Here is a 15685-nt window from a genome sequence, read left to right as displayed (position 1 = left end):
ATCCATCACGACGAAATTTTAAATTAGACTAAGGCGCCCCATTAAAGCGATGTTCGATTCATCCCTCTTTGAAAACCAATACAGTATGTTGCTTAAAGAAATCCATTGGAGCGAACTTAAAATGCTTTTAAATTATATGGAGTCCTACGGTTTGAATCGACATTCAACCACTTATTCATCTTCAAATACAGAGGTACTGTAATCCGTTTTTGAGTCACTGTTTATAGCCTCCAAAAGGGTATAGGCTGTTTTTTCTTCTGGAATGTTGGTACTCGGTTGATGGTACGAGAATGCTACTTGATGTAGGTCTCCTTCATCCTTACCCCTACTGGAAACAACGTAGGCCATCCCTTGTTCGGGCAAGAAACGAATCGAGTAATCATCTTCCCGACTGTTCAGGGTATCCCCTAAATTAATGGCCAGGCCGACATTAGAACTATTGACTTCCGCCATATACACATCCAGTCCGCCAAGACCTTTTCGCCCATCAGATGCAAAAAACAGGGTGTTGGCTCCAACAATCTTTGGATACATCTCATTTTTCTTGGTGTTCACCTTTTGTCCAAGGTTCTTGGCGACATCCAATGTTCCATCCTTACGGATGTTCGATACATAAATATCGTATTTACCATAAGTACCAGGCATGTCTGAAGTGAAGAACAATCGTTTACCATCATAGGAAACGGCAGGATGAAGGGCTGAATAGTATTTTGGGCATAAGGCCAATTCCTTTATATTCTGCCATTTGCCATGTACTTTATTGGCCTTATATATTTTATACACCAGCTCTTTTTTAGAAAAAAGACCAACTTCAGGCTTAACATACACCGCCTTACTGAAAAATGCCGTTTTTCCATCCGCTGTAACGGTTATTGGGGCAGTAAAGGTATTTTTACCGTTGGTCATTCCATTATTCGAAGCAGCATTATTAGCCAATAACAACTCTTGCTCCAAAACTTCCTGCTGCGATAATCGGGTATCCAAGGGTCGGTACTTCGCCAATTCACGCTTTGGTGTATCCAATTCGTAATCTTCCTTAATACTCGCTAACCAATCTTCCTTTTTCATTGGAGTCGCTACCTGGCCTGTTGATGTTTTCCCCAAGGCATATTGATATCTCTTTTGGAAACCATTGCTCAACATATCAGTATCACTGACTTCCTTCAACTTATCATACCAGAAAACAGCATTGTCATAATTTCCAGCAAGAAAATTGGCATTCCCTAGATCTTCAAATATCGCCTTTTCCTCGTACCCTAGTTTTCTTAACTCCATGTATTGACTTACACGTTGGTTTGCTTTGTAAACATCGGAAACGGATGTATTGGAACTATTCACGCTTTGTGCGTTTAAAGAAGAACAGAAAAATGTAATAATAAGGCCAAGGGCCACGTTATAGGTTATAGTATTTTTCATGATAAATAAGATATTGGGTTCTTATGGTGTCAAAGTTCACTAATTGTTCCAGACTTTGTACTAGCAAAAATTCATAGGTTTTAATACTTTTTGCTATTAATTTGGTTCGTTGAACGTATTTTTTGACTGTTTTGACAAATATTTTTGCCTGTTAAGAAGTAATGCCAGCGTATTTTACAAATTACACGGCTGGGCAGCTTCGTGATTTTTAAGACACCCTACACGGCTAAAATCCCGAATAATATTACATTCCCAATACCATTTCCCCTACTACTATTGATTCTTGAGGAAGGTAATTTTATCTTTTTTTATCATTCAGGCATTAAAAACTGTTTGAATCCAGAGCTTTCCCATTGCTCGTAACCCGTTGTGGATTGATTCGTCATAAAAACTTCCAAATGCTGATAATCGGCATCCCTAAGGATGCTTGGATCAAGGCCTATGACACTGAAGGCTGATGCGAAAGCATCGGCCTCGGCAGCATATCTTGATATGGTGGTCACCTGAATACCATCCTTCAATGCCAGACCTGATTTCGGATTGATGATATGCGAAAACTTTATACCGTTTATTTCAACAAATTGATACAGGCTGCCAGAGGTAGCCACTGCCCCATCCTTCAATTTTATTTTCTGAAAACACTCCTTTCCTTGTCGGTCAAAATAAGAGAATCCCAAAATCCAATACTCCCTTTCCGGCGGAGGGCCACTTACCCGTATATCACCACCCATATCTATCAAACCGGAAAAAATACCGTTCATTTCCAAAATTCCAATAACCTCATCCGCAGCGAAACCCTTTCCTATCCCACCAAGATCCAATCGCATTCCTTCCACGTTAAGCCGAACCTTGTTGGGTGCCGTTAACTGCAATAAATTATAACCAACCCTTTCCCTTGCTATGGACAGTTCGGTTTGCCCAGGCATCTTTTTGGTCATTCTAGCCTTTCTCCAAAGCCCGATCAATGGCCCTGCAGTAACATCAAAAGCACCTTCGGTGAGCTTAGAAACACTATCTGCCTTTTTTAGGACCCTATACAGATCATCACTTACTTCATAGGTTCCGGGTTTTTTAACACAAAGCAGGTTGAGCTCACTATTTACGAGATAATCACTCAAAATAGTATTCAGTTCATCTATTCTTTGAAAGGCCAATACGGATACTGAATCCGCTTTTTCCTTATCGGAGTCATACAGCACCAATCTAATCTGGGTACCCATCTGTTGATGGGTATATTCAAATCTACTTTGGGACCAAACGGATAGATGTCCGAGGAACAATAAGGAACACCCTAAAAGCCTTGCGAAAGTAAATTCCCGGCAAACGTATGTTCGATGGAATGGGTTACGGTTATTTCGCAAAGACCAAATCGAAATTTACGGTTACGTCATCGCCAACAACTATAGAACCAAACATGGCCGTAGGTGGTTCTATATTAAAATCCTGAAGGGTAATGGTATACGAACCGCTTATTTGAATACCGCCTTCCAGCGTTTGTATCCTCGTTTGAATCACCACTTCTTTCCCAACACCGGCAATATGCAACGTACCTGGAATGGCTTGACCATCCCCTTCGGAAAAAGCGACATCCTTAGCTTCAAACTTGATTTTGGGAAACGCTTCAAATTTTAAGGCATTATGTGTCTTTTTGTCCATGGTCGCCCCCCTTGTACTCAAAATCGAGATAACATCAACCTCTAAGGAAATCGAAGTGAAGACCTTGTCATTTAGTGCTAATGCTCCACTATAGGCATTAGCCGTAACCGTCCAATCGTGTAAGGTCGAGGAACCATCAACCGTTATGCCCCCCTTATCGGTAAGGGTATAGTTCTCCTGGGCCACTGCCACCAGGGATTGCATAAACACCAAGAATAAAAGTATCGTATTTCTCATATAAACAACTTTTTATCATCCCTCATCAAGGACCATTTGCCAGAATTTCTTTTGCTCTTCAGGAGTGGGCGCTTCTTTGGGACTCACTAACCGCATCCCAACAAAATTAGAATCGGTAAACCACCAAAAGCTTTTTGGTATTTGTGGATCACGTTTCTGTAATTTTACACTGGAGGCCCTTCGTGAGGCAGAACGTAAACTTTCGGCATCATCATCCCATGAACCACCCCGGATTACCCTTGGATGAATCACTTTTGGCACCACCCAGGGATTTTTCTCCCCTGTTACGGCATAGGCATCCGACTTGTATTCGTCCAACGTCCATTCAGCAACATTGCCATGCATATCATACAATCCCCATTGGTTTGGTAATTTTGAACCCACCTTGGCATACTTCCCATTCGAATTCCCATAATAAACCGCATACTTGTCCAGATCCTCGATAGCATCCCCAAATCCGTATATGGTTTCCGATCCCGCCCGAGCGGCATATTCCCATTCGGCCTCTGTGGGCAATCTATAGAACCGTCCTGTTATTTCGCTAAGCCATTTACAAAACACCAAAGCGGAGTAGGTCGACATACTGACGGCAGGAAAATCATCCTTGCCCATACCGTAAGAAGGATCTTCATAAGGGGGACTAGGTCTCGTTATGGCATCTATGGCATCGCGTTTATCTGCCCCTAAATTTTCAAAAAGCTGCTGATTCTGTTTAAAGAAAAGTTCAAAAACACTCCATGTCACCTCGTATTTACCCATCCAAAAAGCATCCAAGGAAACATTCTTTTGGGGACCTTCATCATCTTTCCTATGCAGCTCATTAGGCGGACTCCCCATAAGAAATTCCCCTTCCGGAATCAAGACCATATCAAAGGATTTACTGGTAAGTGGAATCGTTTCCGTATATACGTCATTGACCCTTTTGTCATTTGTCTTTTTCACCGCGGCCAATGAAGGCTTACAGGATACAGACAAGATCGCAATAGAGACAAAAGACAATACGAAAGAAAGCGTAGTTATGGATTTGGTGGTTGAAAAGGTCATTACATAAATTTTACTAAAAATATTAAAATTTATGATCAATAAGCTGCAAACATGACACCTATTTACAGCAATTGCCATTTATTCATGACCCAATAACAAATCTCAATTCCCCGGCCCCCAAAATGGAAGGTCAAACACCGGAAGTTTATCGTCAAAAATTTTTACTGTTCCAAACCATTGGCTTCAAAAGCCATCAGGATATTGTTTTGAAATTCAGGCGTGATTTCCATCGGATTACAACATACTTCGCAATCCTCCACATAGGTTTGTTTGGCCACGGAAGCATCGAGTAACATGGATATTTCCTCCCAACAATAAGGACATTGAAAAAAATGCTCGTACATGTATCTAAAGTTCTACATTCAGCAATTGCCCTGTTAGCTGCAACAATTGAAGTTCTGCCAATTTAGCATCATATTTGGCAAGATTCTTATTGGTCTGGGCATTCAATAAATTTATTTGTGCCTGCCTGAATTCTATCGATGTAATCCTTCCCAATTGAAACTGTTCCTTGGACCGTTCAAAATTGTTTTGGTTGGTAATTACATTTTGTTCCTGAATGCCATGTATCACTAATTTATTCTCGTAATTGGCCATCGCATTCCTTATATCCCTATCAACTTCGATCTCTATTTGCTTTTTTAGTAATTCTTGGTTCTCATAGGCTATTTTGGCATTCTTGACCCGTACCGTTGTACCCCCTCCATCGAACAGGTTCCAAGTAAGACTGGCCCCTAAATCAAAACTGTTATTATCGGTATTGGTCCCCGGAAAAAATGCCGACTGGGCACTTTGGCTCAAGTTCCACCCATAAGCCCCACTTAAACCAATGGTAGGAAGATAGCCCGAACGCTGAACTTTAATATCATAAGAATTTATAGCAAGATTCCTTTCGGTCTGCAATACAGAGACGTTATTGATTTTTGCCTGTTCAACAAACGCTTCCAGTTTGATCTTCGGTATAAAAGTAACCAAGGTATCAACAGTATAAAGCATATTAAGATCTTGGCTCAAGAGTACGTTAAGATCCCGTTTAGCATTTGACAATTCTTGACGTGTATTCAATACATTTATACTATCATTGGTAATATCCACTTGTGCATTAAGAACATCCAATTTGGTACTCTGACCATATTCGAAGGCATATTGCGCCCTCTTATATCGATCCTTGGATATATCCAGTGTTTTTCCCAATACATATTCATTTTCGGTAAGCCTCGCGATTTCATAGTAAACACTGAACAATTGTACTATTGTATTTTCAATGGTTTCCCTGGCCTGCAATTCACTCAACTGATATTGCTCTTTCAATTTTTTATAATTGTAGAATCTTCCCATTCCATCGAACAATGTATACCTGGCCGTAAGGGCTGAAGAATATGCTTGGGCCTCTGCCTTCTCCAATTCAACATCTTCCCTAGGACTTGCATCCTCATTGAATTGCCCGGGAAACTCAATAACGGAATCGTCCCGGCTATAACTGGCCCCGGCGGTACCCGTAAGTGTTGGCAAATAACCGGAATTCAATATACCTTTATTATTCCCTGCAACCTCAACCTGGTTTTTGGCTACATTAATACCGTAATTGTTCTCCAAGGCAAGTGCTATGGCCTCTTCCTTGGTCAACGTTTTTTCCTGTGCCTGGGTACATACTCCCAGGAGACCAAGGACCACTATTAAAAAAGCAGTTTTATTCCTCATTGTATTCGACCTCTGTATTGATTGAAGTTTCTTGTACATGCGTTCCGATTCTTTATACATCATAAGGCACTTAATCATTGTCTATATTCGTTGCTTCATGGCCTTTTGAAAGTCCCCCACTTAAATGAGCCTCTTCTTTTTGTTCCTTAATCGCTCTTTCCACTTCTTCCTTTGTCACCTTATTACCGGTCTTCAACCATTTCGTCCCCACCTTGATTTTATTACTGAACGAAAGGAATAAGGGCAACATCAATAAGGTCAGGATTGTCGCAAAGGCAATTCCGTAAGCAATGGAAATCGCCATTGGCTTTAGAAACTGTGCCTGTCTACTTTTCTCCAAAAGTAAGGGAGCCAGACCTGCAATAGTAGTTGCCGAGGTTAGAAAAATAGCCCTAAACCTAGACCTACCCGCTTCAATCAGCGCTTCGTCAAAATGCATACCATCCCTAAGGTTGGCATTGAACTTCCCTATAAGTACCAGTCCGTCATTCACCATGATCCCTACCAAGGCGATAATACCCAACATAGATAGGAAGTTCACTGGAAACCCGTGTATCCAATGCCCCCATCCTACTGCGGTAATACTGAAAGGCACCAACAAAATCAGCATTAAAGGCTGGCTGAAACTTCGAAAGGTAAAGGCAATGGTGATATAAATCAAGAGTAAAACAGCAATACCTACCACTTTCAATGATTTCATCATTTTATTCGCCTCCCTATTCTGCCCTTCATAAGAAGGTGTCACCGTAGGGTATTTAGACTGTATTGCAGGCATAATATCCGACTTTATTTCAGCCATAACATCGGTTGCACTAGTAACCTTCTCGTCTTTCAGATCTGCAGATATTTGAATTTCACGCCTACCTTCCAAACGGTTTATGGCCACATCACCCCTTTCAATGGTATAATCGGCAATTTCCTTTAAAGGCACTCGATTTCCCGATGGGGTCTGTATGCGCATTTCATCCAAATCGGTAATGGAAGAACGATTTTCGCGGTCATAACGCACCCACACCCGAATTTCATCCTGTCCTCGTTGAAAGCGTTGTGCCTGGGCCCCAAAAAAACCAGCTCTTACCTGGCTCATGACAGTTCGCAGGTCCAAGCCCAACAAATAGGCATTTTCTTTAAGTTCCAACCGTATTTCCTTGATCCCCGCAGGGTCGTTATCCTCAATATCCTTTAAGGCGGAATTGTTCAACATGGCCGTTTTCAATTCTTCTTTCGCGGCTTTTAATTCTTGTATATTATTACCGAGTAGGGATACCGAAACCGGACTTCCCCCAAAATTACCTCCAGAGCCATAGATCAAACTTTCCACACCGATTACCGGACCAACCAATTCCCTTAAGCGGTTTGTGACCATATCCGAAATAACTTCATCGGGTCGTTCCTCACCAGGCAAAAGATTCAACGTAAGTGTTGCGGCCGATGATCCCGGACCAATATTCTTTATAACATTTTCATAGAGTTCCTTTCCTGTTCCCTTTAAATATTTTTCGGTCAATTCCTGATTTACGATTTTAGCTTTATCCTCAATCAATGAAATAATGGAATCGGTTACTTTTTCATTGGTACCATTAGGCATCAATAATTCAACTTGCACCCTATCACTGGCAACCCTTGGAAAGAAGGAGGTTCTTATAATACCACCGCCTATAGAACCCAATGTCAGGATCAAAAGCATGGCAAAAATCCCGAAAGAAAACAACTTATGTCGCATCACAAACCTAAGTGTCGGACTGTACATTCTATCGCGCATCCATTTCATAAACCTATCCCCGGCCCGATTTATACCCCTGAGGCGTACAAATGCTTTTGCCAATCCTGTTTTTTCCGAATCATCTACAGGTTGCAGGGCTTTTGAATGGGCCAAATGGGCAGGCAGGATAATCAATGCCTCGATCAATGAAACCAAAAGGGTCAGGATCACGATGACGGAAACCTCACTGAAAAAATCCCCAATCCTACCGTCAAGAAACAAGAAAATAGAGAATGCCAGTACGGTAGTTATAATCGCGGAAACAATAGGTGGAATAACCTCCATTGTACCATCAATGGCCGCTGCCAAAGGCGATTTACCCCTTTCATAATGTTGATAGATGTTCTCCGCTATAACAATTCCATCATCGACCAGGATACCGATTACGATGATCATCCCAAACAATGAAAGCACATTGATGGTCACATCGAAAAAACCGGCAAAGATGAACATTCCCAAAAAGGAAATCGGTAAGCCAAAAGCCACCCAAAAGGCCAATCTGGTATTTAAAAAAAGCGAAAGGAACAACAGCACCAAGATCATCCCCATTATGGCATTTTCAGTAAGCAACTGTGTCCGTTGGTTCAATGTCTTGGATTGGTCACTCACCACATCCAAACGCACATTGTTATGTTCCTCGTTAAAACTCGAAACATACTCCTTGACCTTATCCGCAGAACTGAGTAAATCTTCCGTATTGGTACTGGTAATGGTGGTATTGATGGCCATATTACCATTGAAATAGGTCGCATTCGGGGTTTCAGAGAACCGATCGCGGATAACGGCTACATCTTTCAGACGTATTGTTTGCCCGTTAGGGTCTGCCCGCACAATGATATTGGAAAACTCATTGCCATAATACGATCTATTATTGGCCCGTATCAAATACTCTTCCGCATTCGTTTTTATATTCCCCCCTGTAACAAGGATATTGGCATTGCCCACAGCCAGGGCCACCTCATTGAAAGACAGGTTATACGCCAACAGATTATTCTCATTTACGGCAATTTCAATTTCCTCTTCGGGATATCCCGAAATGGTAATCTGTGAAATTCCGTCGATAGCCCGAATATCATTCTCTATTTGCCTCCCTATCTGCTTTAAGGTCGCCAATGGAATGTTCTCCCCACTAATCGCAAAATTTATGGTTTGCCGAACGGCCTCCAATTTGGAAACGATCAGGGGCTCCATTCCTGTTGGAAAGGTCGGCACCCTATCCACGGCATTCTTGACTTGCAACAACATAAAATCTATATCGCGACCCTTCTCGATCTCGACATTTATGTTTCCACTATTCTCGCGTGAGGTCGATGTTACCCGATCTACCCCTTCCAAGCCCTTTAGATTGTCCTCGATTTTAAGTACAATACCCTCTTCCACTTCTTGGGGTGAGGCACCGGGATACGTAATATTGATAGAAATATTTTTGGAATCGGAAAGTGGGAAAAAAGAGGATTTCAAGGAAAGAGCCCCTAAAACCCCAAAAATGAACACTGCGAAAATAAAGACATGTACGGCAACATGGTACTTTATGAAATAGGAAATAATATTTCTCATTCGTTCGTTGGATTAGATGACTTTCCCTCTTCACTTTCTTGATATTGTTTGACCAACATTCCGGTATAAGCCCCTATGACCGGTTTACTTAAAATGGTCAATCCGTCAGGTACGTTCTTCAACACAACCTTTTTATTCGAAAAATACACGGGTTCCACATCGATCATATCCAAAATGGAATCGCGAACCACAAAGATGCGGTTGTTCTCCAATAACAGGTTCCTATCAATTTCAATCGCATTGGCTTCTTCCTTGGCATCTAGATTGGCTTCCAAATACATACCTTCCCTGAGGCCACTATCACGAACCTCGATATATGCTTTTATGGTTTGGGTCGCTTGATCAACACTACCATTGATCCGTGTAACCTTGCCCTGATAGGTATTTACCTTATCAAGATTCGTAAGCATAACCTGCTCTCCTACCCTAAGTAGGTCACTGAATTTTTTACTGATGGATACCTCCAACTCATAGACATCGGTATTTATAAATTCCCCAAGTTTCTGACCCGAACGAATGAGTGTACCCTCTGTCACCAAGGCATCGGTAAGGATGCCATTGAAAGGAGCCGAAATCCTGTATTTTGAGAGTCGCTGTTCCAAATTCTTCACATTGTAATAAGTAGTCAAAATACCCCTGCCGGAAATAAAGAACTTCTCCTTCTCGCTTGTCATTTCAGGTAGCTTTGGAGTGGTTTCCTCTATATTGAAACCACTAAGATAGGCTTGCCACTTCGGAAATATTTCAGGATAATCCAATCGCAGGTCAGGCATAATCGAAGTAAGCTCATTATACAGGTTACTTTTGGCCGATTGTACATTTGCCTTATATTCCGATGCATCTATTCGTATGATGCTTTCCCCCTTACTGTATTTTTGTCCAGGACGAAACAACTTACTGCCACCGCGAAAAACACCTTGTACCTCGGCATAAAGCTCTAAGCGGTTCTTCGCTTTTAAATTGCCATTGGCAGGCACTATAATGGGTACTTTGCCATTTTTGACTTTTTTAGCAAAGACGGTCTTCACTATTTTTTCAGCTTTGGGGCGAGCATTGCTTTTACTATCAATGATCATTTTCGCGACAAAAACGGATGCCACAATAATCAGAACACCCAAAATGCTTAAAATTGATTTTCTCATACGGTTCGGTTATTGTACTATATTTCCTTCTTATAATTAACTTGTACTTTCTTCAATAGTTTGATCAATTGTTTTTTCTCCTCTTCCGTTATCCCTTCTTCCATGGTTTGAATAAGCTCTTTTATAGCCATCTTCGCTTTTATAAAAACCGCTCTCCCCTCATCGGTCAAAAAAACCCGGTTGATCCGTTTGTCCTCTTTGTGCTGTTTTCTTGTGATAAACCTTTTCTTTTCCATGTTAGAAAGCAAACGCGCCAAAGACGATTTATCCCTATTGGTAAGATACGCTAGTTCATTTTGATTGAGGCCGTCACCATCGTGATCATGCAATCTTTTTAGAACAACAACCTGCTCCTTACTAAGGGTCAAACCATGCTGGACAAGGAGTAAATGCAAATAATGATCAACAAACTTGGAGGTCCTTCCCAACCAAGGAATTATTGAATTTTCGAAATCGATATATACTTCCTTTGATTGCACGGGACGAAGCTAATGAAAATCGCTATTGGTTGCAGGTGCAACCAATGTTAAAATTATCATAATATCATTTTTTTTATCAATGTTTTTTACGAAAAAAACCTATGGAAAAACAAAAAGGGATGCTCTTGCATCCCTTTTAACCAAACTAACTAAAACTATGAATCACTAACTACTCTTCAACATCATCCTCAAACTTTGTGTCTGCCATTCTAGTTTTGCTAAAGTTAATGTCTTTGAAATCCAATTGGGAATCGTCCTTATCGTAATCAAAGACTAGCAAACCTCTTGTATCCATCATTCCTAAATTCTCAAAGGAATTGAAATTATTATTTTGTATCTGGAATATTTCCAAACTGGCCAATTGTCCAAATTCTTCAGGTATTTCACCTCCCAATTGATTATTTGCCAGTACCAGTTCCTTCAATTTTCCCAAGTTTCCTATTTCATTGGGAATCTTACCGTCCAACCCGTTTTCAAAAAGCCCTAGACTTTCCAATTTGGTCAAATCACCTAAGGATTTGGGGATTTCCCCCTTTAAATTATTACTGGATAGGTTAAGAACCTTCAATTTTTTAAGTCCACCAATAGCCTCTGGAATACTTCCTGAAATGAAATTATTGAAAATGGTCAATTCTTCAAGTTCTGACATCATGCCTATCGTATTTGGCAAAGACCCTTTGATACGGTTCATCTCCAGCTTTAAAACCTTAAGATTCTTTAGTAGGCCCAAGCTTGTTGGCAATGTTCCTGAAATTGAATTGAAAGCCAAATTCAATTTTTCAAGACGAGCCAGTTTACCTATACTATTGGGTAAGGAACCTGATAGATTATTATGAAACAAATCAATCGCGACGACATGGTCATTTACAACCTGAACCCCGTGCCATGTATCATAGGAAGCGTTCAAATCCCAAGTAACTTTCCATGTTGACCCATTGGTGCTATTATAGAAATCCACCAAGGCTTGCTTTTCATCTCCAGAAATTTCAGCTTGTACTGCATTACTGCAAACAATAGCGGTCAAAACCAAACATAAAATCCTTTTCATATTGCAAATCAATTAATTAGAAACAATGCTATTTGATGTAACTTAAGAATTACCCTACAAAAATAAAACGAATAACTGTCACAATGCAACTTTTATCGTTAAACGGCCCTATAATGTTGTGAAAGTTGGATTATGTGTGGTGTAAGAAATTATGACAAAGCCATTTTGAAATCACTGACCGTATTTTTCCAAATCCAAGGTGATTTCCGTCCATTGTTCCATGAACTTTTCCAAGTCTTTTTTCTTTCCTTGGTATTCATCGAAGAAATTGGGTTTTGCTATTGTTGAATCATAGTTCATCAAAAGATCATGGTCTATTTTCTTCAGTTCTTTCTCAAGGTCGGAGATTTTGGTTTCCACGGAACTCAACCTATTCTTCAATGACTTTATCTTTTTCTGATCTTGGTAGGAATTGGACGGTTTTTCTGCCTTCGCTTTCTTTACGGGCTCACTCTTCTCCTTTTCAATGGCCCTGAAATCATCAACCTTACGTTGTTCAAGATAAAAATCAATGTCACCCAAATACTCCTTGATCTTCCTATCGCGGAATTCATATACCTTATTGGTAAGTCCCTGTAGAAAATCCCTGTCATGGGATACAAGTATCAAGGTACCCTCAAAACTCTGTAGGGCTTTTTTAAGTACATTCTTGGATTGAATATCCAAGTGGTTGGTCGGTTCATCCATTACCAACACATTAAAGGGTTGTAGGAGCATTTTTGCCAACGCGAGTCTATTGCGTTCCCCTCCCGAAAGTACCCTAACATATTTATCAACCTCTTCCCCCCTGAAAAGGAAAGAGCCAAGAATATCGCGAACCTTACTTCTATTGGTTTCATTCGCGGAATCGATCATCGTATCCAAAACCGTTTTGCGACCATCGAGATATTCGGCCTGGTTCTGGGCAAAGTAGCCAATCTGCACATTATGGCCCAACTTGCATTTACCCTCATATTCCAATTCACCGACCATGATCTTGGCCAAGGTTGACTTCCCTTGTCCGTTTTGGCCTACGAAGGCGGTTTTACTATCACGTTCTATGAGTAGGTCAATATTACTTAGCACAAGATTATCGCCATATCTTTTGGATAGCCCTTCTATTTCAGTAACAACCTTACCCGGTGTAATCGAAATAGGAAAGCGCAAGTTCATAACGGCATTATCATCTTGATCGACCTCGATCCTATCCATCTTATCCAACTTCTTGATCAAGGATTGCGCCATTGAGGCCTTTGTTGACTTGGCCCGAAATTTTTCAATAAGACGTTCTGCTTGCTGTATTTCCTTTTCTTGATTCTTTTGGGCATTGAGTTGTTGCCCTTTCATCTCATCACGCAATTTTAGAAATTCGCTATAGGGCTTGTTATAATCATAAATACGCCCTAAGGATATCTCAATGGTTCTATTGGTCACATTGTCTAAAAACATCTTATCATGCGATACAATGACAACCGCACCTGGATAGTTGGTCAAAAATTGTTCCAACCATATAATGGACTCGATATCCAAGTGGTTGGTAGGCTCATCCAACAATAAAACATCATTACTTTGGAGCAATAATTTGGCCAATTCGATGCGCATACGCCAACCTCCGGAGAAGGTTTCCGTCTTTTTATCAAAATCTTCCCGCTTAAAGCCCAGCCCCAGCAATATTTTTTCGGTATCCCCTTGATAATTGTATCCCCCAAGGATTTCATACAGATGTGTAAAATCATTAAGATCTACCATTAACTGATGATAGCCTTCACTCTCATAATCGGTACGTTCGGCCAATTGTTGATTAACATCCTCGAGTTTCACCTCCAAGGACTTGATTTCCTCAAAAGCATGATAAGCTTCCTCCAAAACCGTTCTACCCTGTTTAAAATCTATGTCCTGTCGAAGAAAACCTATCTTCAAATTCTTCTCGGTAGCAATAGTGCCCGAATCAATAGGCATATCTTTTGACAGTAATTTTAAGAGTGTGGACTTCCCTGCCCCATTTTTTCCAATAAGGCCCACGCGGTCACCAGCATTTAGCCTGAATGAGATTTCCTCAAATAAGTATTCACCACCAAAAGAAACTGACAGGTTATGTATGTTTAGCATAATTTGTGACCTAGGTTACGTTTAAAAAAATACAAAAACTGTATTTTCGCTGAAACTTTTGCAAATGTTAAAAAAAGGAAACAAACTCTACAGCATTTTAACAGGAACTTGCCCCAAATGCCAGAGTGAAAGTATGTATTTGGAAAAAAACCCGTACAAATTGGGTAAATTGTTCAAAATGCATGAGCGTTGTTCACATTGCAACACCAAATACAAGATTGAACCTTCCTTCTTTTATGGTGCCATGTATGTTAGTTATGGTGTAGGTATCGCCTTTGCTGTAGCTGCCTTTGTAATCTCTTATTTGTTCATTGGCACTTCACTGGTCACCTCCTTTATCGCCATTGTAGTTACAATGATCGTCTTTTTACCGGTAATCGTACGATTATCAAGAAATATTTGGATCAACTTTTTCATTCATTATGATCCCAATGCCATTAAGAAACCTTAGGAGTATACTTTTTTATAAACCGCAACACATCTATCTCCCTTGGGAGCGCCTCCCCTTTCTCTATATAATCAAAAAGTTGCGCGGACACTGTTGGCGCAATCAAAACCCCACGTGACCCAAACCCGTTCAACACGTACATTTGGTCGTATTCTGGATGTGACCCCACCAAGGGCCTCCTGTCACTTACGGTAGGCCGAATACCCGCCACTTGATCCACGATTTCATAATCGCATTTTAAGAAAGTGTGCAATTTTGACAATAGTTCGTTCTTGGCCCCATCTGTTGGGTTATTCGATTTATCCAATCTTTCATAGGTTGCCCCGACCCGATATAGGTCGTTACCCATAGGGATGATGAAAACCGAGGATTTTATGATATCCACCGTCTTTATATCCGGTGCCTTTATCGTCAGGAGCTCCCCCTTACTGCCTTGCAATGGAAGGTAATTGAAATAAGGGTTTGATTTTAATCCAAAACCCGTGGCAAAAACAATTTTCCGAGCTTTAATGGATTTATATTCCACATGCCCATTATGGATTTGCAAAGAACTGAAATCGAAAGTTTCCTGTAATAACCTCCCTTTTTCAACAAGATCATTTTGATATGCCCCAATCAAGGTCTTTACATCAATTCTCCCCGTATGCAACACCTTGCCAAAACCAAAAGGCGCATCGATGGATCTGTCTTTATTTTCTATGAGCATTGTATCGAGAAACTTATGGAGTCTTTTTTTATCCGCAGCTTCAAACCAAAGATTTTGTTCCTCTATCGAGGTAAACTTTCTTAAAATGGAAATCTTATAATCCAACCGCGTTCCCAGTTTTCTTTCTAGACCCTTATAAAAAGGTATTGCCTTTTCAAGTTGGGTATCAGCATTCCACGCTAAGGTGAACCGCTTAAGAATAACTGGATTGTACAATCCCCCAGCAACAAGGGATGACGTTTGGGAATTATCGGTAATAACCTTATAATCTTTCTTATGAGCCTCTAACTGTTCACAAAATGAAACACCTGCCAATCCTAGGCCAACAACCAAATAATCTATCATGGTGTAAAATTATACAATCCTTGAAAGTATACGTACTTCCAGCAAACAAAAAACCC

At 40.6% G+C, this 15685-nt stretch carries 13 protein-coding genes; 1 reads left to right on the top strand and 12 read right to left on the bottom strand.

Annotated features, from left to right (window positions below; all coding sequences use genetic code 11):
• Positions 1-171 precede the first annotated feature (171 nt).
• The 11 genes from LX92_RS03890 to LX92_RS03840 form a co-directional block, all read right to left on the bottom strand.
• On the bottom strand, positions 172-1416 hold the full coding sequence (locus LX92_RS03890; RefSeq protein ID WP_109648938.1) for a TolB-like translocation protein: 1245 nt from the start codon (positions 1414-1416) through the stop codon (positions 172-174).
• A gap of 311 nt (positions 1417-1727) precedes the next feature.
• Positions 1728-2636, bottom strand: a complete 909-nt coding sequence (locus LX92_RS03885) for an FAD:protein FMN transferase (protein WP_109648937.1) — start codon at positions 2634-2636, stop codon at positions 1728-1730.
• A gap of 130 nt (positions 2637-2766) precedes the next feature.
• Complete coding sequence (locus LX92_RS03880; protein WP_109648936.1) at positions 2767-3309, bottom strand: YceI family protein; 543 nt, start codon at positions 3307-3309, stop codon at positions 2767-2769.
• A gap of 15 nt (positions 3310-3324) precedes the next feature.
• Entirely contained in the window at positions 3325-4353 is a 1029-nt protein-coding gene (locus LX92_RS03875; protein ID WP_109648935.1) for a formylglycine-generating enzyme family protein, read from the bottom strand.
• 161 nt (positions 4354-4514) lie between these two features.
• Positions 4515-4697, bottom strand: coding sequence for a CPXCG motif-containing cysteine-rich protein (locus tag LX92_RS03870; RefSeq protein WP_109648934.1), 183 nt, complete (start codon positions 4695-4697; stop codon positions 4515-4517).
• A 4-nt stretch (positions 4698-4701) separates the two neighbouring features.
• A complete protein-coding gene (locus LX92_RS03865; RefSeq protein ID WP_109649068.1) occupies positions 4702-6054 on the bottom strand; it encodes a TolC family protein in 1353 nt (450 codons plus the stop codon).
• Between the two features lie 70 nt (positions 6055-6124).
• On the bottom strand, positions 6125-9373 hold the full coding sequence (locus tag LX92_RS03860) for an efflux RND transporter permease subunit (RefSeq protein WP_109648933.1): 3249 nt from the start codon (positions 9371-9373) through the stop codon (positions 6125-6127).
• A complete protein-coding gene (locus LX92_RS03855) occupies positions 9370-10515 on the bottom strand; it encodes an efflux RND transporter periplasmic adaptor subunit (RefSeq protein WP_109648932.1) in 1146 nt (381 codons plus the stop codon). The genes LX92_RS03860 and LX92_RS03855 overlap by 4 nt, the downstream gene beginning before the upstream one ends.
• Before the next feature lie 17 nt (positions 10516-10532).
• Complete coding sequence (locus tag LX92_RS03850) at positions 10533-10994, bottom strand: MarR family winged helix-turn-helix transcriptional regulator (RefSeq protein ID WP_109648931.1); 462 nt, start codon at positions 10992-10994, stop codon at positions 10533-10535.
• Positions 10995-11163: 169 nt separating this feature from the next.
• On the bottom strand, positions 11164-12042 hold the full coding sequence (locus tag LX92_RS03845; RefSeq protein ID WP_109648930.1) for a leucine-rich repeat domain-containing protein: 879 nt from the start codon (positions 12040-12042) through the stop codon (positions 11164-11166).
• 171 nt (positions 12043-12213) lie between these two features.
• Positions 12214-14130 carry an ABC-F family ATP-binding cassette domain-containing protein gene (locus LX92_RS03840; protein ID WP_109648929.1) on the bottom strand — a complete coding sequence of 639 codons (1917 nt, stop codon included), beginning with the start codon at positions 14128-14130 and terminating at the stop codon, positions 12214-12216.
• A 64-nt stretch (positions 14131-14194) separates the two neighbouring features.
• Between LX92_RS03840 and LX92_RS03835 the strand changes: the two genes are divergently transcribed.
• Entirely contained in the window at positions 14195-14581 is a 387-nt protein-coding gene (locus LX92_RS03835; RefSeq protein ID WP_109648928.1) for a DUF983 domain-containing protein, read from the top strand.
• Here the strand turns inward: LX92_RS03835 and LX92_RS03830 are convergent.
• Positions 14568-15629: an NAD(P)/FAD-dependent oxidoreductase gene (locus tag LX92_RS03830; RefSeq protein ID WP_109648927.1), complete on the bottom strand. Its 1062-nt coding sequence runs from the start codon at positions 15627-15629 to the stop codon at positions 14568-14570. The two genes, LX92_RS03835 and LX92_RS03830, sit on opposite strands and share 14 nt — an antisense overlap.
• Between the last annotated feature and the right edge of the window lie 56 nt (positions 15630-15685).

This window comes from Maribacter polysiphoniae (assembly GCF_003148665.1).
Lineage (GTDB): Bacteria > Bacteroidota > Bacteroidia > Flavobacteriales > Flavobacteriaceae > Maribacter_A > Maribacter_A polysiphoniae.
Note: the sequence above shows the minus strand (reverse complement) of the source record. Positions and strands in the feature narration are given on the sequence as shown.